This is a genomic window from Achromobacter pulmonis, from assembly GCF_021733725.1.
In the GTDB taxonomy this organism is placed as follows: domain Bacteria; phylum Pseudomonadota; class Gammaproteobacteria; order Burkholderiales; family Burkholderiaceae_B; genus Achromobacter; species Achromobacter pulmonis.
Genome location: NZ_JAIFOT010000001.1, coordinates 5,082,439 through 5,102,533, shown reverse-complemented (window position 1 = coordinate 5,102,533; position 20,095 = coordinate 5,082,439). Strand labels below are relative to the sequence as shown.

18 protein-coding genes are annotated in these 20,095 nt (G+C 69.2%); 10 read left to right on the top strand and 8 right to left on the bottom strand.

Annotated elements, in window-relative coordinates; all coding sequences use genetic code 11:
- Window positions 1–34: 34 nt before the first annotated feature.
- Window positions 35–1,273: an NAD(P)/FAD-dependent oxidoreductase gene (locus K2W61_RS23500; RefSeq protein ID WP_175132104.1), complete on the top strand. Its 1,239-nt coding sequence runs from the start codon at window positions 35–37 to the stop codon at window positions 1,271–1,273.
- A 40-nt stretch (window positions 1,274–1,313) separates the two neighbouring features.
- On the opposite strand, the gene K2W61_RS23495 is transcribed toward K2W61_RS23500, so the two are convergent.
- Window positions 1,314–2,441 (bottom strand): 3-deoxy-7-phosphoheptulonate synthase, encoded by a 1,128-nt coding sequence (locus K2W61_RS23495; protein ID WP_236756690.1) that lies wholly within the window; start codon window positions 2,439–2,441, stop codon window positions 1,314–1,316.
- 263 nt (window positions 2,442–2,704) lie between these two features.
- On the opposite strand from K2W61_RS23495, the gene K2W61_RS23490 reads away from it, so the two are divergent.
- Window positions 2,705–3,931: an EAL domain-containing response regulator gene (locus tag K2W61_RS23490; RefSeq protein WP_236756689.1), complete on the top strand. Its 1,227-nt coding sequence runs from the start codon at window positions 2,705–2,707 to the stop codon at window positions 3,929–3,931.
- Window positions 3,932–3,955: 24 nt separating this feature from the next.
- Here the strand turns inward: K2W61_RS23490 and K2W61_RS23485 are convergent, their stop codons facing one another.
- Together K2W61_RS23485 and K2W61_RS23480 are read right to left on the bottom strand one after the other, a co-directional pair.
- Complete coding sequence (locus K2W61_RS23485; protein ID WP_236756688.1) at window positions 3,956–5,599, bottom strand: mucoidy inhibitor MuiA family protein; 1,644 nt, start codon at window positions 5,597–5,599, stop codon at window positions 3,956–3,958.
- 146 nt (window positions 5,600–5,745) lie between these two features.
- Window positions 5,746–6,648, bottom strand: coding sequence for a LysR family transcriptional regulator (locus K2W61_RS23480; RefSeq protein ID WP_175140003.1), 903 nt, complete (start codon window positions 6,646–6,648; stop codon window positions 5,746–5,748).
- A 104-nt stretch (window positions 6,649–6,752) separates the two neighbouring features.
- Between K2W61_RS23480 and K2W61_RS23475 the strand changes: the two genes are divergently transcribed.
- Together K2W61_RS23475 and K2W61_RS23470 are read left to right on the top strand one after the other, a co-directional pair.
- Window positions 6,753–8,045: an MFS transporter gene (locus K2W61_RS23475; RefSeq protein WP_236756687.1), complete on the top strand. Its 1,293-nt coding sequence runs from the start codon at window positions 6,753–6,755 to the stop codon at window positions 8,043–8,045.
- Window positions 8,046–8,076: 31 nt separating this feature from the next.
- Window positions 8,077–8,466 (top strand): VOC family protein, encoded by a 390-nt coding sequence (locus K2W61_RS23470; RefSeq protein ID WP_236756686.1) that lies wholly within the window; start codon window positions 8,077–8,079, stop codon window positions 8,464–8,466.
- Window positions 8,467–8,533: 67 nt separating this feature from the next.
- On the opposite strand, the gene K2W61_RS23465 is transcribed toward K2W61_RS23470, so the two are convergent.
- Window positions 8,534–8,830, bottom strand: a complete 297-nt coding sequence (locus tag K2W61_RS23465; RefSeq protein WP_175132100.1) for a flagellar transcriptional regulator FlhD — start codon at window positions 8,828–8,830, stop codon at window positions 8,534–8,536.
- A 316-nt stretch (window positions 8,831–9,146) separates the two neighbouring features.
- Between K2W61_RS23465 and K2W61_RS23460 the strand changes: the two genes are divergently transcribed.
- The 3 genes from K2W61_RS23460 (at window position 9,147) to K2W61_RS23450 (ending at window position 13,743) form a co-directional block, all read left to right on the top strand.
- Window positions 9,147–9,860, top strand: coding sequence for a DUF2325 domain-containing protein (locus K2W61_RS23460; RefSeq protein WP_175132099.1), 714 nt, complete (start codon window positions 9,147–9,149; stop codon window positions 9,858–9,860).
- A gap of 374 nt (window positions 9,861–10,234) precedes the next feature.
- Window positions 10,235–13,213, top strand: a complete 2,979-nt coding sequence (locus tag K2W61_RS23455) for a GAF domain-containing hybrid sensor histidine kinase/response regulator (RefSeq protein ID WP_175132098.1) — start codon at window positions 10,235–10,237, stop codon at window positions 13,211–13,213.
- A gap of 173 nt (window positions 13,214–13,386) precedes the next feature.
- Window positions 13,387–13,743 (top strand): hypothetical protein, encoded by a 357-nt coding sequence (locus K2W61_RS23450; protein WP_419761618.1) that lies wholly within the window; start codon window positions 13,387–13,389, stop codon window positions 13,741–13,743.
- 133 nt (window positions 13,744–13,876) lie between these two features.
- On the opposite strand, the gene K2W61_RS23445 is transcribed toward K2W61_RS23450, so the two are convergent.
- Both K2W61_RS23445 and K2W61_RS23440 read right to left on the bottom strand, forming a co-directional pair.
- On the bottom strand, window positions 13,877–15,316 hold the full coding sequence (locus K2W61_RS23445) for an RNA polymerase factor sigma-54 (protein ID WP_236756685.1): 1,440 nt from the start codon (window positions 15,314–15,316) through the stop codon (window positions 13,877–13,879).
- Window positions 15,317–15,485: 169 nt separating this feature from the next.
- Entirely contained in the window at window positions 15,486–16,406 is a 921-nt protein-coding gene (locus K2W61_RS23440) for a sigma-54 interaction domain-containing protein (protein ID WP_175140119.1), read from the bottom strand.
- 190 nt (window positions 16,407–16,596) lie between these two features.
- On the opposite strand from K2W61_RS23440, the gene K2W61_RS23435 reads away from it, so the two are divergent.
- Window positions 16,597–17,964 (top strand): sigma-54-dependent transcriptional regulator, encoded by a 1,368-nt coding sequence (locus K2W61_RS23435; protein ID WP_175140000.1) that lies wholly within the window; start codon window positions 16,597–16,599, stop codon window positions 17,962–17,964.
- A gap of 13 nt (window positions 17,965–17,977) precedes the next feature.
- Here K2W61_RS23435 and K2W61_RS23430 read toward each other — a convergent pair whose 3' ends face one another.
- Window positions 17,978–18,361 carry a hypothetical protein gene (locus K2W61_RS23430; protein ID WP_236756684.1) on the bottom strand — a complete coding sequence of 128 codons (384 nt, stop codon included), beginning with the start codon at window positions 18,359–18,361 and terminating at the stop codon, window positions 17,978–17,980.
- 142 nt (window positions 18,362–18,503) lie between these two features.
- Here K2W61_RS23430 and K2W61_RS23425 point away from each other — a divergent pair, with 142 nt between their 5' ends.
- Entirely contained in the window at window positions 18,504–18,800 is a 297-nt protein-coding gene (locus K2W61_RS23425) for a hypothetical protein (protein ID WP_175132094.1), read from the top strand.
- Between the two features lie 95 nt (window positions 18,801–18,895).
- On the top strand, window positions 18,896–19,483 hold the full coding sequence (locus tag K2W61_RS23420) for a hypothetical protein (protein ID WP_236756683.1): 588 nt from the start codon (window positions 18,896–18,898) through the stop codon (window positions 19,481–19,483).
- A 78-nt stretch (window positions 19,484–19,561) separates the two neighbouring features.
- Here the strand turns inward: K2W61_RS23420 and K2W61_RS23415 are convergent, their stop codons facing one another.
- Window positions 19,562–19,903 (bottom strand): ElaB/YgaM/YqjD family protein, encoded by a 342-nt coding sequence (locus K2W61_RS23415; protein WP_175139997.1) that lies wholly within the window; start codon window positions 19,901–19,903, stop codon window positions 19,562–19,564.
- Between the last annotated feature and the right edge of the window lie 192 nt (window positions 19,904–20,095).

Genomic DNA, 20,095 nt, shown 5'->3' with positions numbered 1-20,095 from the left:
GCCGCGGCGATGCCCCGGGGGCAGAATGCGCAGCATGAAAACAGACGTGGTGGTCCTGGGGGCGGGCATCATAGGCGTGAGCGCGGCGCTGCATCTGCAGGCGCGCGGACGCTCGGTGACGTTGTTCGACCGCCGAGGCCCGGGCGAGGAGACCAGCTATGGCAATGCCGGGCTGATCGAACGCGCCAGTGTCATTCCCTATGCCTTTCCGCGCGACTGGCGCAGCCTGCTGCGCTATGCCGGCAACCGCCGGCCCGATGTCCGCTACCACCCGCGTTTCCTGCCGCGCATCGCGCCCTGGCTGCTGCGCTATTGGTGGCATTCGGCGCCGTCGCGGCTGGCGCGCGCCGCGGCCGCCATGCTGCCATTGATCGAACGCAGCGTGACCGAGCACGACGTGCTCAAGGACGCGGCCGGCATCTCCCATCTGTTCCGCCGCAATGGCTGGATCGACGGCATGCGCAGCCAGGCCAGCCTGGATCGTGCCGCGGCCGACGCGGTGGCATTGGCCTGCTACGGGCTGGACTACCAGGTGCTGGACCGGCCGGCGCTGGCGGCGCTGGAGCCGTCCCTGTCGCCCAATCTGGTGGGCGCCATCCATTGGCGTGACCCCGTCAATGTGTCCGATCCGGGCGCCGTGGCGCGCGGCTACGCGGCCCTGTTCCAGCAACGCGGCGGCACGCTGGCGCGCGGCGACGCACGCAGCCTGGAAGCGGTGGCCGGCGGCGGCTGGCGCGTGCGCGGCGTGACCGGGCCGCTGGAGGCGCGTGACGTGGTGGTGGCGCTGGGGCCGTGGTCGTCCGACGTGTTGCGGCCGCTGGGCTACCGGGTGCCGATGGCGGTCAAGCGCGGCTACCACCAGCACTTCGCGCTGGAGGATGGCGCCGCGCTGTCGCGGCCGGTGGCCGATATCGACAGCGGTTTCGTGATGTCGCCGATGACGCTGGGCTTGCGCCTGACCACGGGCGCCGAATTCGCGCCGCGCGATGCGCCGCCGTCGCCGGTGCAGGTCGCGCGTGCGCGCCTGCTGGCGGCCCAGTTGCTGCCGCTCGGCGAGGCGGTCGAGAAGACGCCGTGGATGGGGTGCCGGCCCTGCATGCCGGACATGCGCCCGGTGATCGGCCCGGCGCCGCGCCATCCCGGGCTGTGGCTGGCCTTCGGTCACGCGCATCACGGCTTCACGCTGGGGCCGGTGACGGGCAAGCTGCTGGCTTGCCTGGTGACCGGAGAGACGCCGGACATGGACCCGGCGCCGTATGCGCTGAACCGCTAGGCCGGCGCGCAGCGGGCCGGCCAGGCAGGCCGCGACCGCGTCAGGCGCGGGCCTTGGCGCGGCGCTCGCGCACCGCCTGCGCCAGCATGTCGAGCACCGGCAGGGTCTGGGTCCAGCCCAGGCAGGCGTCGGTAATCGACACGCCCGGGCGCAGCGGCTGTCCTGGCTTGAGGTCCTGGCGGCCTTCCTCCAGGTGGCTCTCGATCATCACGTCGGTGATGCGGGTATCGCCCTGGGCCAACTGCGCGGCGATGTCGCGGGCCACGTCCACCTGGCGCAGGTGCGACTTGTTGGAGTTGGCGTGCGAGCAGTCGATCATGACCTGTTCCCGCTGGCCGGCCGCGCGCAACACGGCACAACAGGCGTCGACGCTGGCGGCGTCGTAGTTGGGGCCTTGCTTGCCGCCGCGCAGGATCACGTGGGTGTCGGCGTTGCCGCGGGTTTCGAAGATCGCGGCCATGCCCATCTTGGTCATGCCCATGAAGGCGTGCTTGGCGCTGGCCGCGACCATGGCGTCGGCCGCGATCTGCACGCCGCCGTCGGTGCCGTTCTTGAAGCCCAGCGGGCAGCTCAGGCCCGAACTCAGTTGGCGGTGGCTGGGGCTCTCGGTGGTGCGCGCGCCGATGGCGCCCCAGGCGATCAGGTCGGCGATGTACTGCGGGCTGAGCAGGTCGAGGAATTCGGTGGCGATCGGCAGGCCCAGGCCGCTGATGTCCAGCAGCAGTTCGCGGGCGCGGCGCAGGCCTTCGTTGATGCGGAAGCTGCCATCCAGGCGCGGGTCGTTGATGTAGCCCTTCCAGCCCACGGTGGTGCGCGGCTTTTCGAAATACACGCGCATCACGACCAGCAGGTCGTCGCGGTACTGGTCGGCGGCGGCACGCAGCTGGCGCGCGTATTCCATGGCCTGGCCGTGGTCATGGATGGAGCAGGGGCCCACCACCAGCACCAGGCGGTCGTCGCGGCCATGCAGCACGTCGGCGATGCGGGCGCGGCTGTCCTCCACCAGCGTCTGGATCGCCGCCGAGACCGGCAATTCGTCCTGCAGCAGGGCGGGCGAGATCAGGGGACGCACCGCGCTGATGCGGGTGTCGTCCGTGCGGGTGTTGTCCTGGGTGGCGTCGGCCGTGCCGACCTCGCGGTCATGCAGGGGATCGTCAATGCGGGTCAAGGGAAGCTCCGTGCCGTAGATGCGGGAAAGGGCTGCCATTATCGCACCCGCGGGCGTCGTCCGTCCGGGCTACGTCCCCCCTTGATCTCGCCCGATTGGCGCCTGCATCGCCCTAATCGGGCCTAGGGCTTTCTCGCCGCGCCGCTGCCGGCGAAGATGCCTTAGCATTGACGCAACGCGCTCCCGCGATCGCGTCCGGCCCGGGGGCCTGTCACCGGCGCCGCCAGCCTGTTCGAATGCCGACACATCCGAGGACTTGCGCGATGCCCAAAACCGACGCTGGCGCCGCTACCCGGAGGATCCTGCTGGTCGAGGACCATCCGGTGGAGCGTGCTTACCTGCAGAACATGCTGTTGGCACTGGGGTACCGGCGCGTGGCCGGCGTGAGCAGCAGCGTCGAGGCCATCGCCGCGCTGGCGCGGCAGAGCTACGACGTGGTGGTCAGCGACATCGCCATGGGCGAGGGCGATGGCACCCGCCTGCCCAATGAGTTGCGGCGGCTGGTCGACAGCGGCCGTATCAAGACCATGCCCCCCATCATCTGGATCAGCAGCCTGGCCGACGAACTGCTGCAATCGCATGTGCGGCTGGCCATGCAGGCGGGCTGCCCGTCATCGCAGGCGTTGGCCAAGCCCGTGTCGCGCACCGCCTTGCAGCATGCCATCAAAGCGGCCCTGCACAGCGTGGAAGACGACACGCGTTCGCCACGCCAGATCTCAGTGCGGCGCGATCTGATCGAGGCCGAGCTGGGGCAGGCGCTGGCGTCGGGCGAGGGCATGCGCGTGGTGCTGCAACCGCAGGTCGACCTGGACAGCGGCCGCGCGATCGCCGCCGAGGCCCTGTCGCGCTGGGATCATCCGACGCTGGGCGCCATCGCCGCCGCCGATTTCGTGCCGGCCGCGCATCGGCTGGGACTGGACCGCATACTGTTCAACCGCGTCGTCGATTGCGTGGTCGAGGTGCTGGTGGCGATGCACGCCGAAGGCATCGCGGTGCCGATCGCGATCAACGCCTCGGCCTCGACGCTGTGCGCGCCCGACCTGCCGGGCGCGCTGGAGCAACGGGTGGCGCGCGCCGGCCTGCCGGCGCATCTGGTCAAGATCGAACTGACCGAGGACGAGCCGGTCATCGACTGGCTGGCCCTGTCGTCGGCGCTGAACCTGCTGCGGGTGCGGGGCTTCGAACTGGCCATGGATGATTTCGGCGCGGGCATTGCCTCGATGCGGCTGTTTTCCGCCATGCCGTTCACCGAGTTGAAGATCGACCGCGATTTCATCGTGCACATGCACCGCGAGCCGGCGTCCCGCGCGGTGGTGGCGGCAGCCATCGAAATGGGACGGGCGCTGGGCCGCCTGGTGGTGGCCGAAGGGGTCGAGCAGGAGCGCGATATCCAGTTGCTGCGCGAGCTCGGTTGCAAGGTGGCGCAGGGGTACGGCATTTCGGTACCGCTATCCCCGGAAGATTTCATTGCCTTCTGCCGCCGGCAGTGAAGGCCTCCGGCGGCGCCAAGGCGGTCAGAGGCCGGCCACGTCGATGTCGCCTGGATAGTCGACCGAGAACTTCAATACGGTTTCGCGCGACTTGCCCGGCTCCAGGTCCCAGTTCCAGACCAGCACGCCATCATCCTCGCGCTTGATGTCGCGCTCGGCCGGCGACAGCAGCTTGACCTCGATTTTCTCGTTGCGCGAGAGGGGCAGCCGGTCTTTGAACGTGACCTGTTCCTTGGTGGTCTTGTTGTTCGTGACGGTGATCTTGTATTCGTAGGTCACGCGCTTGCCGCTGCCCGAAAAGCCCGTGCTTTCGGTGAAGCGATTGACCAGCTGGCGCTTGATCGAGATGCCGTCGTCGGCGCCCAGCGCCAGTTCGAGTTTCTCGCCGGGCATTACGGTTTTCAAGGACGACGCGGCGACGAAGGCGTCGTCCAGAAAGGTATTGAGCGTGCCGGCCAGGAACGGATAGTCGGTGCCATTGCTGGCCAGGGCCGTCAGGAACGCCGCCTCGCGCAGCGCCGGGGTGGACTGGTATTGCAGCGTGGCCGGCAGCTTGGCGGTGGTGATGGCGACGCGCTGCGCGCTATTGTCCGAGGGCAGTGTGGCGGGCGAGCGGATCTGGAACGAGGCGCTGGTGGCCTCGGCCTGCACCGCGGCGGTCGAAACCTCGGCCTCTTCCAGCGGGGCCGCCGCCTCGACCGCCGTCATCTCGGCGCTGGCCTTGGCGCTCATGCGCGCGCGCGCATCGCCGCGCGTCAACGGCGAGGGGGCGGCGGCCGGCATCGGCATGGGCGGCCGGGGGGCCGCCACGTCGATGATCCAGGGCGTCAACTTGGGCGCGCCGCCGCCCAGCGCCGGCCGCGCGGTCGACAGCGTGAGCCTGACGTTGTTCCAGTCTTCGCCGGTGTTCTGGCGGATGACGCCGAAGTAGCCGAGGTCGATGCTGCGGTCGGCCCGGCGCAGCCGCGCATCGTAGGAAGGCGTCCAGCGGGCGCCGGCCACGGCGTACGACACGTTCAGGTCCAGCTTGCCGGCGCGCGCCAGGTTGACGCGCAGCGTGACGGTCTTGGTGCGGCGATTGAGCTGGCCCTGCAAGCGCCCCAGTTCGCCTTGCGCGGCGGTCAATTGGCGCGCCAGGTCTTCGCGCCGCTCGGCCACCTGCCGCAGGCCGGCCAGGGCGCGGGTCAGCGTATCGGCGCTGAGCGCCTGGATCGCCTTCAGTTCGTCGAGCGTGGGGCGCGGGCCATCCTTGGCCGGCTCGGTGGCGCCACGCTGCATCATCGCCACCAGCTCGCGCTGGTTGTCCAGTACCGCGGCCTCGTCGTCCAATGCCGCCTGCTGGCCGGTCAGCTTGCGGATCTGTTCTTCCAGCTGCCTGACGCGCTCGTTGGCGGTGTCGGCCTGATACGCATCGCGCACCCGCACGTCCAGCAAGGTCGCCTGGCCGGAGCTTCTGGCCGATACCTGCAACGAGTTCTCTTGCAGGCTGGCGGGCAGCTTTTCCAGCACCAGTTCATGCTCGCCCGCCGCCAGCTCGCTGCTGGCGGCGCGGGTGACGACGGCGCGGTCCTGGTAGACCGTCACGGCGCCGATGGAGGACGCCAGTCCGGCCGCCGCGGCCAGACCGGGAAGCGTGGCAAGCGCCACAGCCAGTAGAGTACGTTGCACGGGAACACCTTTGGGCAGATTGCGCCGGCGGGCCCCATCGCGGAGCCGGCTGAGGCGATTGCGCGCCAATTTACAGGCGCTGGCCGGCGCCGGGTTTACAGAAGATGACAAACGCGACAGACCAATACCGTCTGGGCGGCCCGCCCTCAGGCCGGCGGGTCCGGGTGCGCCAGCCGGCGTAGCATCTCGACCGCGTTGTGCGCCGCGATCGAACGGTCGTGACGGCGGTAGGCCATGTCCAGCAAGGCATGCGGCGCATCGCCCTTGATGGGGCGGTACTCGATGCCCTGGGCGCCCATGTGGCGCATCGCCGCCGGCACGATCGAGATGCCGACACCGGCCGCCACCAGGCTGACGATCGATGCCATTTGCGGGGCTTCCTGGATCACGCGTGGCGAGAAGCCGGCGCGCAGGCAGGCGCCCTGGATGGCGTCGTACAGGCCGGCGCCGATCGGCCGCGGATACAGTACGAAGTCCTCGTTCGCCAGCGCAGCGATGGGCACGCTGCGCCGGCGGCTGAGGGGGTGGTCCGGGGGCAGGGCGATCAGCATCGGCTCGTCCAGCACGCGCTCGGATTCGAATTCCGGATCGAGCATATACGGCGGGCGCACGAAGGCCACGTCCACGGCGTTCTCGCGCAGGCCGCGCAGCAGGCTGATGGTATTGCTTTCGGTCAGGCTGACGCGCACGTCCGGATAGCGGTCGCGGAACGCGCGGATGGCTCGCGGCAGGTAGGGATGGAATACCGCCGACGCAGTGAAACCCACGGTGATGGCGCCGCGCTCGCCGCGGCCCAGGCGGCGCGCGGTGTCGATGGCGCGGTCCGCGCTGGCCAGGATGGCGCGCGCGTCCTCCAGGAACTGGGCGCCGGCCTCGGTCAGCTCGACGCCGCGGGGCAGGCGCAGGAACAGCGGGGTGCCGATCTCGCGTTCCAGCTGCTGGATCTGCTGGCTCAATGGCGGCTGGCCTATGCCGAGCCGGGCGGCGGCGCGGGTGAAGTGGAGTTCATCGGCGACCACCGTGAAATAGCGCAGGTGTCTCAGTTCCATCGTTATTAAATATAGCGAGTGCCGGTTTCATATATTGGACATATGCAGGGCAAAAGTCTACCTTGGATGCACGGGTCCTTGCCCGGTGCTTTTCGAGATTTCCGATGTCCACCCCCTCCGTTCTTGTTGCCTCCACCGCTGGCGCCACCGCGCCGGTGCCTCCGACCGGCTATCTGGCGCGCGGCACCCCGGCGTTGCGGCGCGCGCAGTGGGCCCTGTTCGCGGCGGGGTTTTCGACCTTTTCGCTGCTGTACTGCGTGCAGCCGCTGATGCCGCTGTTCACGCAGGGTTTCGGGGTGTCGCCGGCGCAGAGCAGCCTGGTGCTGTCGCTCTGTACCGGCCTGCTGGCCGTGGCGATCTTCCTGGTGGGCCTGTTTTCGCAGGCGTTGCCGCGCAAGCGCGTCATGGCGCTGTCGCTGTTCGCCTCGGCCGTGCTGGGCACGGCGGCGGCGGTGGCGCCCGACTGGCACAGCCTGCTGGCGCTGCGCGCGCTGCAGGGCCTGGCCATGGGGGGCGTACCAGCGGTGGCCATGGCCTATCTGGCCGAAGAGGTCGAGCCCGGCACCCTCGGGTTCGCCATGGGCCTCTATATCAGCGGCAGCGCCTTCGGCGGCTTGTCGGGCCGGGTGATCACGGGACTGGTGTCGGATCATTTCGGCTGGCGCGCGGCCCTGGGCACGCTGGGCCTGCTGGGTATCGCCGCGGCCGTGCTGTTCGTGTGGCTGCTACCGGCTTCGCGCCGCTTCACGCCGCAACGTTCGCGCGGCTGGGCCGGCGTTGCCGCCGATGTGCGCGCGGGTATCGGCGCGCATCTGCGCAATGGCCCCCTGTGCGGGCTGTTCGCCCTCGGCGGCCTGCTGATGGGGGCCTTCGTCACGGTCTACAACTATGTCGGCTTTCGCCTGCTGGCGCCGCCGTTCTCGCTGAGCCAGACCTTCATCGGCTTCATCTTCGTGGTGTATCTGGTGGGCATCTTCGCCTCCACGTATTGCGGCCGCCTGGCCGATCGCCACGGGCGCGGCGCGATGCTGACGGCGGGCTCCGCCCTGGCGCTGGCCGGGCTGCTGCTGACACTGTCGGACAGCCTGCCTGTGCTGATCGCCGGCATCGTGGTGTTCACCTTCGGCTTCTTCGCGGCGCACGCAGTGGCCAGCGGCTGGGTCGGCCAGATGTCGCGCGGCTACAAGGCGCTGGCGGCCTCGCTGTACCTGCTGGTGTACTACGTCGGCTCCAGCGTGCTGGGATCGCTGGGCGGCCGGTTCTGGACCGACGCTGGCTGGCCCGGCGTGGCGGCGATGACCGGCAGCCTGCTGGGGCTGGCGCTGGCCATCAGCGCCGTGCTGTACTGGCGCAGCGCGCGCTTGCCGGCTGCCACGGTGGAGCAGGGCGCGTCATAATCGGGCCGGGAATCCACTGAAGGGGCTGTTTATGTTTTCGCATGTGTGCCTGGGCGTGGGCGATTTTGATCGCGCCTATGCCTTCTATTCCGTATTGGCGGAGGCGCTCGGCCTGGAGCCGCGCTTTCTCGAACGCGAACAGCCCTGGGCGGGCTGGCAGCCGGCGGGCGGCGGGCGGCCGCTGCTGGTCATCGGCGCGCCCCACGACGGTAACCCGGCCTCGCCGGGAAATGGGCAGATGACGGCCTTCCTGGCACAGGATTGCGCCACCGTGGATCGCTGCCATGCCCTGGCGCTGGCGCATGGCGCCTGCTGCGAAGGCCCACCGGGATTGCGCCCGCACTACCACGCTAACTACTACGGCGCCTATTTCCGCGATCCCGACGGCAACAAGCTGTGCGTGGTCTGCCACGCGCCCTGAGGCGTCCGCTGATCGCGCAGGATCCCACCGCCGGCCGGCGCCAGGCTGCTTTTGATCGGCGCGGGCGCTAGGCTGGGGTACGGGTCGGCGCGGCGCCGGCCGCCAGGGGCGCTTCCATGCCCTGGCTGAGCGCCGCCAGCAGCAGGCGGGGCTCGAGAGACAACTGGGCCAGCATCACGCTGCATCGGGACAAGCGGGTCAGATCGTCGAGTTCCTGCCGGGCCAGCCACTCGCAGGCCTGGACCGACACCTGCATACCCGTCAACGCCGACAGGTTGCCGCTGCGGGCGATCCGCTGCAACAGCAGCAGGTACATGAGATTGGTCTCGTGGATGTCGCGCAGAAGTTCGGTGGATTGCGGCATTGGTCGCCCCTCACTTCACTGAATCGCGGCCGGGCGGGTGCCGGGCCGGGAACAGGCATGACGCGCGCATCCTGAAGGCGCTTGATCGAGCCGGTAAAGGCTTGCCTGCCGGCATTGCCTGTTCATCATATTTAAGTGGTCCCGGGGCCGTCAGTAGTGGATTTCCCGAGCGGGGAAGGGTCATTTCGTCAAAATGGTAAAAAAGACCTATTCTCATTTATAATGCCCGGCATGCGGAAACGCGCCAACCGAACGGCGCCAACCTGAAGGCGCCAATCCCATGCACCGCCGCGTTCCGCCACCCGAGAGGCTCAAGATGACCCTAGCATTCCAGGCGCCCAATTCGCTGCAGCGCGAGCATGCGGCATTGCTGGCCGCCTACGGCCAGGCCCAGGCGCGTTGCAGCCGTCTGCTGAGCGCGCAGGCGCAGCGCATCGCACATCTCGAGGCCGAGGTCTTCAAGTTGCGGGCCCAGGTGATCCAGCGGGATACCGCGCTGGCCTGGGCGCGGCAGGACCGGGCCGCGCTCGAGGGCACGATCCCGGGGCTTGCCCCCCGCATCGCGCTGGCGCGGCGCGTGAGCCAGTTGGTGGAGCGGGTGCAGGGGCTGATGCGCGAACGCCTGGCCTGGCAGGACCGCGCGGCCCAGGCGCGCGAGCGGTCGCGCGACCGCGCGGTCGAGCCGCCAGCGCCCGCCGCGGTCATCGCCGCCACTGCGCTGCGCGAAAAATCGGTGCTGTGCGTGGGCGAGGACGCCATGGCCCTGATGCTGACACGCAAGGTGGTGGAAATGGCCGGCGGGCGCTACCTCGGCCATTGCGGCGGCGAGAACGCCGACGCCGAGACCCTTGAGGCCAGCCTGGTGGCGGCCGACCTGGTCATCTGCCAGACCGGTTGCGTCAGTCATGGCGCCTACTGGCGCGTCAAGGACCACTGCACCCGCACCGGCAAGCAGTGCGTGCTGGTTGACAAGCCCGAGGCGCTGACCGCGCTGGGACTGGCGCGCGAAAGCGCCGAATTGCCGCGCTGACTCGGAATCACCCGCCGGCCTCGGCCGCGGCTGCGCCGTCCGGCTTGCTGGGTCTCGGTCAGGCGGGCGTGCTCACGCACCCCCAAGACTGCGGCCGGCGCAGGGCCGCGCCGCGCCCGCGAGCAGGGTCCGTGGCTCCATTCGAGCGCGGGACCGTCGAGCATGGTGTACCTCGTCGACGTTGCGTTCGGAGCAGGGGGCGGACAAGGCGGAGGCGGGGGGCCATGAGGCAGCGGTTTGTCGTTAATGGGATTCGCTCGCACTATGGGCGGCATGGTCGCGGGCGGCAAGGCGTAATGCCGCGTTACCTAGGGTTGCGGCTCTGGCGCCGTCGCCGCAATACAGTCCATGGTGGAACGACCGCAGGAGACGCCATGCTGACCCGGCGAGACCGCGTAACCCATTCCTGGACCGATACGCTTGCACGGCTGGAGGACGAGCGCGTCATGTTGCAGCGGATCGCAGCCGGCGTGCCGCTGGCTGACGTGCTGGGGCATATGCTGCACGCGATCGAGGCGCAGTCCAGTGTCGGGCTGCGCGCCTCGATCGCGCTGGTCGAGGACAACGGCGGCTTCTTGCGCCATGGGGCCGCGCCCAGCCTGCCGGCGCAGTTCAATGCCGCCGTCGATCATGCGCCGATCGGGCCGGATATGGCCTCATGGGGCATGGCGGCGGATTCGGGTAGCCCGGTCTACGTCGAAGACATCGCCACCCATCCCGCCTGGGCCTGCTGGCGCGAGCAGGCGTTGTCACATGGCCTGCGCGCCTGCTGGTCCACGCCCATCAAGGCTCCCGACGGCCGATTGCTGGGCGTGTTCTCCAACTACTATGGGACGCCACGCGCGCCCTCGGCCGAGGACATCGACGCGATTGCCGTGATCACGCGCAGCGCGGCGCTGGCGATCGAACGGCATTTGACCGAGACTGCGCTGCGCCGCAGTGGCGAACGCTGGCGCGCCATGTTCGACGGCATGCAGGAGGCCTTCTTCCTGAGCGAAGCGCTGCGCGACGCGGCGGGCCGTATCGTCGACTTCCGGTTCATCGAGGTCAACCCCGCGTTCGAGCGCCAGAGCGGCATGAAAGAAGGCGATACGCTCGGCCATACCTTGCGCGAGATGATTCCCGGGGTGCCGGACGGGATCCTGGACGCTTTCGCGCAGGTGGTCGAGACCGGCGAGCCGGCGCAGTTCGAGTTCGCGGTGCCCGAGCCCCGGGCGGCCTGGTACGAGGCCCGCGCGCGGCGCGAAGGCGATAACCGGATGATGGCGTTGTTCCTGGACGTGACGGCGCGCAAGACAGCCGAAGCGGAACTCTGGGAGGGGCAATACCGCAAGAATTTCGTGCTGGCGCTGGGCGACCGCATGCGTGAATTGCAGCAGCAGGCGGCGATCGAGCAACTGGCATGCGAGAGCTTGGGGCAGCATCTGGCGTTGGGATTGGTGGCGGTGGTCGATTGGCCGGCGCAGGACGCCGGGCCTGTCGTATCGACGCGCTGGCATCCACCCGGCGACCCGTCCGGCCACTGCCTGGGACCGGCATTGCTGGCCCGGATCCATGATGCGCTGGACGCCGGCCGCACGGTCTTCCTGGAGCCGTTGCTGGCGCAGTCCGATGGCGATGTCCAGCCTTCCACCATTGTCGTGCCGATGGACCGCTGGGGCCGGCGCGGCGGGGCGCTGGTGGTGCGGACGGCGGCGGATTCGCGGCTCAAGCGCGGCGACGTGGCCTGTATCGAGGACGTGACCGAGCGGCTGTGCGGCGCGGTCGAGCGCTCGCAATACGCGCGCATGCTGGAGCAGCGGGTCGAGCACGCTATTGCCGAGCGCGACCGCATCTGGCGCATGTCGCCGGAACTGCTGGCCGTGATCGATGCGCAGGGGCGCTATGCCAGCGTCAACCCGGCGGTGCGGCCGATCCTGGGCTGGACCCAGGAGCAGTTCCTGGCCATGAGGCTGAGCCAGCTGATCCACCCGGAGGACTACCAGGCCACCCGCGATGCCCTGGCGCAGGCGCGCCGCGTTGACGCGCCGCAGGGCGCGCGCCATCTGGAGAACCGCGTGCTCAAGCGCGACGGCGGTTATGCCTGGATCACCTGGAGCATGTCCTGGGCGCAGGACAGCCTGTATCTGGCGGGACGCGACGATACCGATTTGAAATCGCAGGCCGAGACGCTGGCGGAGACCGAAAACGCCTTGCGCCAGGCGCAGAAGATGGAGGCGGTCGGACGCCTGACGGGAGGCATCGCGCACGATTTCAACAACATGCTGCAGGGCATCACCGGGGCGCTCTACCTGATCCAGCGCAAGCTGGCCGCCGGCGTGCCGGAACAGGCCGAGCGCTTTGTCGGCGTGGCCATGGACTCGGCCAACCGCGCGGCCCACCTGACGCAACGGCTGCTGACGTTCTCGCGGCGCCAGCCGATCGATCCGCAGCCGTTCTCGGTCGCCGCCACGCTGCAGTCGATGGTCGATCTGTTCCATCGCTATACCGGCGAAGGGGTCACGCTGGCCTTCGACCTGGAGAGCGGGTTGTGGCCGGTGCGCTGCGACCGCAATCAGTTCGAGAACGCGTTGCTGAACCTGGTGATCAACGCCTGCGATGCCATGCCGGATGGCGGCAAGCTGACCGTGGCCGCGTTCAACACGCGCCTGGATCCGGCGTTCCTGCGGCCTTATCCGGGCGCGCAACCGGGCGACTTCGTCGAAGTGCGCGTCACCGATGCCGGTTGCGGCATGTCGCCCGATGTGTTGGCCCACGCCTTCGATCCGTTCTTCACCACCAAGCCGCTGGGCGAGGGCACGGGGCTGGGACTTTCCATGATCTACGGCTTCGCCAAGCAGGCCGGCGGTGTCGTAACGCTGGAGAGCAAGGTGAAGGTGGGCACCTCGGTCAGGATCTTCCTGCCACGCCACCAGGGCACGGCGGCCGGCGCCACGACGCCCGCGCCGGCCGCCGGCGCCAGGCACGGCGCCGCGCGCCAGGCCGTGGTGCTGGTGGTGGAGGACGAAGCCAATGTGCGCGAGATGGTGTGCGAGAGCCTGGCGGAACTGGGCATGCGGGTGCTGGCCGCCGGTGACGGCGATGCCGGCCTGGAGCAACTGCGCAGCGCCGCCAGCCTTGACCTGCTGGTCACCGATGTCGGCCTGCCGGGCTTGAACGGCCGCCAGTTGGCGGACGCCGCGCGCGCCATCCATCCTGGCCTGAAAGTCCTGTTGATGACCGGCTATGCCGAAAGCGCGGCGCGCGGCTCCGGCTTTCTCGACAGTGGCATGGCGCTGATCGTCAAACCCTTTGCACTGGACGTTCTGGCCGAGCGTGTGCAAAGGATGCTGGAACCGGCCGGGGCCGATTGAACCTCGCGCGGTGCCCGCGCTGATGAGCGCGCCTGGGCGGATGCGCACCCTATTCAAGCGTCGGTAAAAATTGCCGGCAGCCGCCTTTGCCAGGGGGCGTCGAGGGCAGGCACGGGGGTTGCGACAGGGGCAGGGCAACTCACACAAGGAGTGAACTTATGAAAATCCGTGCTTTGACCTATGCCATCGTCGTCGCCGCCAGCCTCGGTGGAACCGGCGCCGCCTGGGCGCAGTCAGCCAGCCCTTCGAGCCCGTCCAACACGCCCAACGACGGCACCGCGGTGCCGCCGAACCGCCCGGTGCCTCCAGGTCAGGCCGCGCCGGCGCCCAACGCGCCGCCCAGCACGCCGGGCAAGGCACCGAACCTGGACCACAAGAACAAGGCCGCGCCGGGCGGTAAGCATTCTGGCGAGATGTCGAAAAGCGGGATGTCGAAAAAGCCGCGCGGCGCCAATGAGAATGTGCCGCGCACGCCGGCCGGCGGCGCCACGCCGCCGCCGGGCTATCCGAACACGGGCGGCAGCAAGTAAATGGAATCGCGGGCGGCCCACGTCAGGGCGGCCCGCGTCAGGGCGGCCCTCGTTTCCATGCGCATCCCCGCCCGGCACCCGTGTGCCTGCGGGGATGCGTCGCCTCGAACACGCGTGGCGCGTCGACGCCGCCTCAATGTACGCGCCGCAGTTCGGCCGGCGGCAGGCGCAATTGGCCGCGGTACTTCGACACCGTGCGGCGCGCCAGGACGATGCCATTGGCGGCCAGTTGCTGCGCCAGCGCCACGTCCGAAAGCGGCATGGCGGGGTCCTCGGCCTCGATCAGTTCCTTGATCAGCGCGCGCACCGCCGCCGCCGAGCAGGTGCCACCGGAATCGGTGGGCAGCTCACGCGAGAAGAAATGGCGGAACTCGAAGACCCCGCGCGGGGTGACCATGTATTTGCCAACGGTGGCGCGCGACACGGTCGACTCATGCATGTCCAGGTCGTCGGCGACTTCCTTGAGCATCAATGGCCGCAGCGCCACGTCGCCGTACTCGAAGAATGTCTGCTGGCGCTTGACGATGGCTTCGGCCACACGCTGGATGGTGCTGTAGCGCTGTTCGACATTGCGCACCAGCCAGCGCGCTTCCTGCAGTTCCTGGGCCATGGGGCTGCGGTCGTCCAGGCGCGCGCGCCGGAACAATTCGGCATACACCTCATGCAGACGGGCCTGCGGCATGGCGCCGCGGTTGGGCTGCACACGCCAGCGCGAGCGCCATTTGTCGACGAAGACGTCCGGCACCACGTAGGCCGGCGTCTGGTCGTCGTAGCGGCGTCCGGGCTTGGGATCGAGGCCGCGGATCAAGCTGCAGGCGGCACGCAGCGCCTCGTCATCGCAATCGAGCGCGTGGCGCATCGCGGCGAAGTCATTGCGGGCCAGCCGCTCGATCTGTTCACGCACGATGCGCAGCGCCAGCGCCCGCAGCGGCGCGTTCAGGCCGGGTGCGGCCTCCAACTGCAGGGCCAGGCATTCCTGCAGGTCGCGCGCGCCCAGTCCGGGGGCGTCCAGTTGCTGCACCAGCCGCAAAGCCGCCAGCCATTCGCCGTCATCGGGCGGCGGCGAGAAGTCCGGGCTCAAGTCATCGCACAGGCTGGCCGGGGGCGTGCGCAGGTAGCCGTCCTCGTCCAGCGAGTCGATGATGAATTCGGCCAGCAGCCGGTCGCGCGGGCCGAGCCGGTAATTGCCCAGTTCGAGCGACAGCTTTTCCCGCATCGAAACCGGCGCGCTGGCCCATTGGCCCAGATCGCGCTCCGGGCCATCGGCATGCGCCGAGGTCGGGTAGTCGCCGGCATATTCGCGCGGGGGCTGTGGCGCGTCCGCGGCCATGGCCGGGGCGGCGGCGGATTCCGCGCCGCCGTCCGGCGCCGCCTGCGTGGCGCTGGCATTGGCCCCGTGCGGACCCGCTGCCTGCGTATCGGCAGGAGTTTCCGCCTCCTCCAGGAAAGGGTTGCTGGCCAGCGCCAGTTCCACCGCTGTCGTGAATTCCAGCGCCGACATCTGCAGCAGCTTGACCGATTGCTGCAGGCGCGGCGCCAGGGTCATCTGCTGGCGCAGGCGCAGTTCTTGCATCGGATATACCAAGAAATTCTCCCAACGGCAGCCGCCGGAAGGGCGGCGCATCCCTGGATTGATGCAAGGATCATGCCTGCCCGCGCCGCGGGCGCACACGGACCGGGCGCCGCTGGGCGGCGATTCAGGATTACAAGGGGACGGTAAATATTGCCGGCCGGCCGGGCGCTCAGGCGGGGGCCGGGCCGCCGGCTTCCTGCTGGTACACATCCAGCCGGTTGTAGAGGGTTTTCAGGCTCACGCCGAGCGTTGCGGCCGCCAGGCGCTTGTCGCCGCCGTGGTGTGCCAGCGTGGCCAGGATGAAATCGCGTTGCGCGTTGTCCAGCGCCGTGCCGACGGCAACGCTGAACACGCCGTCCTTGAGTTCGGTTCGCGCGGCGGCGCGGGCCTGTGGCAGCGCGGCGTCGAGCTGGTCGTCACAAAGAATGTAGGCGCGCTGCACCGCATTGCGCAGTTCGCGGACATTGCCGGGCCAGTCATGGCGGGCGATGGCCTGCAGCATGCGCGCCGAGAATTTCTTGGCGGTGGCGTGGCGCTGGTTCAATTCGTCAAGGCATTGCTGCGCCAGTACCGCGGCATCGCCCGCGCGTTCGCGCAGCGGCGGCACGCGCAGGGGGATCACCAGCAGGCGATGCAGGAAGTCCTGGCGCAGGCGGCCGGCGGCCACCGCGGCGGCCGGATCCCGGTTGCTGGCGCACAGGATGCGGGCGTTGGCGCGCAGCAGGTCGGAACCGCCCACGCGCTGATACGTGCCGCTCTCCAGCACCCGCAGGAAATGCACCTGCATGTCCGGCGGCATTTCGGTGACTTCATCCAGAAACAGGGTGCCGCCGCTGGCCGACTCGAAGTAGCCGGCATTCTGCGCCACGGCGCCCGTGAAACTGCCTTTCTCGTGGCCGAACAACTCGGCATGGGCCAACGAGCCGCTGATGGCGCCACAGTTGACGGCCACGAACGGCTGGTCGGCGCGCCCGCTGGCCGCGTGAATGGCGCGCGCCACCACTTCCTTGCCGGCGCCGCTTTCGCCGACGATGAACACGCTGGCATCGGACGCGGCGGCCAAGCGCACCTGCGCGGCCAGCTTCTGCATGATGGGGGACAGGCTGGAGACGTCCATGGTGATGACCATGGTAGGGGGCGTGCCGCCGCGAGTATGCGTCCAGTTGCAAGCAATCGAAAACTTTGGTGCATCTTGTCGAATTTTTGCGCCACGCCGCGCTGGCTTGGCTATGCTCGATGGAGGCCGGGCGCGTGGTCCGGCAACGGCCCCGAGAGAGAGCATGCCCCACCTGCTGATCGTCGATGATGATGACGCCATCCGCGAGACCCTGGCCGAAATCGGCCGCGAAAGCGGCTTCACCGTCGCGCTCGCCGCCAGCGTGCGCGATGCGTGGATCCAGCTCGAGCGCCGGGCGCCCGACCTGGTGCTGACCGACGTGCGGCTGCCGGAGGGCAGCGGCATGGACATCTTCAAGAATGTGGCTGCGGCCAGTGCCGAGGTGGTGGTGATGACCGGCCACGGCACGCTGGACAATGCGGTGCAAGCGCTGCGGCTGGGCGCCACCGATTATCTGGTCAAGCCGATCTGCATGGAGCGCCTCAATGCGATTCTGGCGCGCATTGTTTCCAGCGCCGGCGACGCGCCGCCGGGCGTGCCGTTCGAAGCGCCGGGGCGCTTCGGCAAGATGTATGGCGACTCGCCGCCGATGCGCGAGCTATACCGCCATATCGGGCGCGTGGCGCCGACCGACGTCACTGTCCTGCTGGTCGGCGAGAGCGGCACGGGCAAAGAACTGGCGGCCCACGCGATCCACGCATTGAGCGCGCGCCGCCAGCGGCCCTTCATCGCCGTCAACTGCGGCGCCATCTCGCCTCACCTGATCGAAAGCGAGATGTTCGGCCATGAGCGCGGCAGCTTCACCGGCGCCGACCGTCAGCACAAGGGCTATTTCGAGCGTGCCGATGGCGGCACGCTGTTCCTGGATGAAGTCACCGAAATGCCGCTGGACCTGCAGGTGAAATTGTTGCGGGTCCTGGAGACAGGGCATTTCATGCGGGTCGGCACGCATCGCGAGATCGGCTGCGACATCCGTGTCATCGCCGCCACCAACCGCAGCCCCGAGCAGGCGGTGCAGGAGGGCAAGCTGCGCGAGGATCTTTATTACCGCCTCAATGTGTTTCCCCTGGCGCTGCCGCCCTTGCGCGAACGCGGCGCGGACATCGAGCTGCTGGCCGACCGCTTCCTGCGCACGCAAAACGAGGAAAGCGGCGCCCACAAGGTGTTCTCGCCCCGGGCCACGGCCGCGCTGGCGCAGTATGCATGGCCGGGTAATGTGCGCGAACTGAAGAACTTCGTGCGGCGCGCATTCATCATGGCCGAAGGCGACGAACTGGAGGCCGATCATTTGACGCCGCAGGTGTCGCCGGGCGGGGCGGCCGGGGGCGCCGAGGTCAGCGTGCCGGTCGGCGAAACCCTGGCGGAGGCCGACCGCCGCCTGATCCTGGCCACGCTGGCGCGGTGCAAGGGGGTCAAGAAGCAGGCCGCGGCGCTGCTGGGCATCAGTCCCAAGACCCTCTACAACCGGCTCGAGGAATACGCTGCGTCCGGTGACCCCCTGCCGGGCGAGTGGCCGGACGCGCCGCGCTGATGCCGGTGGCGCGCTACTTGCCGTGGCGCGTCTTCAGATCAGCCATGCAGGCGTCCTTGGCGTTGCCCGACAGGGCATCGCATTTCTCCTTGCCGACCTTGTAGTCTGCCTCGTTGCGGGTCTTGGCCGCGTCATGGTTGGCTTCGGCCTTTTCCACGGCGGCCTTGGCGTCGGCCTTGGCCTTGTCGCGCGTGGCCTCGGCTTGCCGCAGGCAGACATCTTTCTGGTTGCCTTTCATGGCGTCGCATTGCTTCTTGTCCTTTTCGTATTGATGGTCGACCTGCGCATCGCTGCGCACAGACATGGTCTGCGCGTGGGTGGGCAAGGCCAGTGCGGACAGGCACAAGGCCGTGGCCGGGATCAAGGCGCGGGACAGCGTGATGGGAAACCGATACATGGATGACTCCTTGGCGTGGCGGCGGCAGCAGGTTCTGCCGTTGCGCCGTCCTTGCCGAGCAAGTGGCGTTCCCGCCGGGCACGCCGCTTGCTCGGCACGGGGCAAGGGCGCTGGCAGTGGCGCCGTGGATCAGGAGAGCAAGATGAATTCGTCCGACCATGACAACACCCGCAACGCAGCGCCGTCCCGCCCGGCCGGCTCGCCGGCGGCGCGCGACGATGCCGTCACGCCCGCGCACGACGGCGGCGGGCAGGCCGACACACCGCGCGATGACGCGCAGGCCGCCCGCCGCAGCGGTCAGTTCGGCGCCGACCGGCCCGCTTCCGGCAAACCGGGGCCCGCCAAGCGGCGGGCCGATGACGCGCCCCATCCGCAAGGGCCGGAATATGAGGAAGGCGGCCGCTATCCCGGCGCCCGCGAGCCTGGCTCGCAGCATTGAGCGCCGTTCGATCGGCCGTCGGGACTTCGCGCGGGCACGCCGGTTGCTGCGCGATGGGCATGGCCGCCGGCAGGCCGATTCACGAGGAGGTTGCGATGTCCCTGATTGTCGCCGCGCGCTTTCACACCTTTGATGAAGCGAGCCAGGCTGCCCGCCAATTGCGCCAGGCAGGTTTCTCCGAAGGCGATATCCACACGTTCTACATCAATACCGCGGGCGAACATGCCCGCTATCCGCTTGGCGGCGACCGCAAGGCGGATCCGGACGCGCGTGGCGCGCAGGTGGGCGCGCTTGGCGGGGCGGCGCTGGTGGGGCTGGTGTTCGCCGCGGTGGGCGGGCTGGTGGCATTGTGGTCGGGCGCGGCAACGCTGGTAGTCGTCTCGGCGGCCGGCGTCGGCGCCTATATCGGCGCGCTGGCCGGAGCCCTGGGGGTGGCGGGCAGGCGCAAGCGCCTGCCGGCGGCCGCAGACGCGCACGAGGGGCATCCCCCGTTGCGGCAGGCCGGAGTGATGCTGGCCTTGCCCGTTTCGCCGCCACAGGAAACCTTGGCCAGGCAGGTGCTGCGCGAGGCGGGCGGCCACGATATCGAGCGGGCCCAGGGCCGCTGGCTGGAAGGCAAGTGGCAGGACTTCGATCCGCTCAAGCCACCGCGCCACGTCGAGGCGCCGTCGGTAACGCCGTGATGACCGCCATGCCGGGTGGGCGCGTCGCAGCGGGCAGTGACGGGCCGGCCGCCGCGCCCAGGTGATGTCACCTCGCGCCTATTGCCGGCCGACCACCACGCCGAACAGGAACGCGGCGCCGGCCACCAGGCCGATCGCCTGCCAGGGGCGAGCGTGAATGTACTGTTCGGTGCAATCGATGGTCTCGCGCACCATGTCCTGGGCGCTGTCGGAGGCCTCCCGCAGGCTGTGGCGCGTGTCGCGCAATTGCTCGGCCAGGCGCGCCTTGAGCGCCTCCAGATCGGTGGCCGAGGCATCGCTCAGGGTGGCCTCCAGTTCGTCGATCCAGCTTTCCGGATGGCGCCGGCGGCGGCGCGCCGCGTGATCGTCAGGGCCGTTTTCGGGGAAGTCCGAGGGCAGGGGAGTATGGTTGTTGGCCATGGGGGAACTCCTGGAGTCTGCGTTGGAAAAACCGTGGCGCGGGCGTTGGCGGCCGCGGCACAGGTGAAAACAGGCTCGCATGTTTGCGCGCCACGCGGGTCTGGCATTGCATCACGTTGTGAACGTTCGTTTTACCCAGGAACGCGCGCCCCTGCCGTGATTGCCACATCCGCTTGCAATTTGGCCGGCCGG